1 protein-coding gene is annotated in these 521 nt (G+C 44.1%); it reads right to left on the bottom strand.

The genetic code is table 11. The features are described from left to right. The coding region (locus tag BG32_RS10000; RefSeq protein ID WP_147434935.1) for a hypothetical protein at nt 1–335 on the bottom strand (335 nt) is incomplete at its 3' end. Nucleotides 336–521: the final 186 nt, after the last annotated feature.

Genomic DNA, 521 nt, shown 5'->3' with positions numbered 1-521 from the left:
ATTTCGTCGGCGATCGCTTCCAGCTCGATATCTTCCTCTTCAATCTCAACTGCATCTAGTCTCTCTTCGGTTTCTTTCATTCTTTCCTGGAGATCGGCATATCTCCTTTGATCGAACTGGCTCAACTTGCTTAGCAACTGAGATACATCTCTTTCTGCCGACCTTACCCAACCGGGCCTCCGCAGCTTCTCGCTGTCGTTCTGAGGTATGAGTCTTTCCATATCGTTCTCGATTCTTTCCAGCTGATCTAGCAACGGCTTCTTCCTGTACTCAAACATCGTAAGCCTGTTTCTGGTGAACGATTTGTAATTAAGGTCCAGAGATCTGTTTCTCATAGCTGTGCTCATCCTCCTCCATTAAGGGATTTTTTGTCTTGATTTTCAGAACGGCGGCAGAAATGACCTTCGCTCAAAATGAAAGATACTGATTTCTCATCGTTAGAAAGATTATATACATTTGACAAGTTGTTCCGTTCTTCTGGAGAGTCTTGTCGAGATGCTTCCTGAAGCTGTGTTCATGAA

This window comes from Mesotoga sp. HF07.pep.5.2.highcov (assembly GCF_003666285.1).
GTDB lineage: Bacteria > Thermotogota > Thermotogae > Petrotogales > Kosmotogaceae > Mesotoga > Mesotoga prima.
Note: the sequence above shows the minus strand (reverse complement) of the source record. Positions and strands in the feature narration are given on the sequence as shown.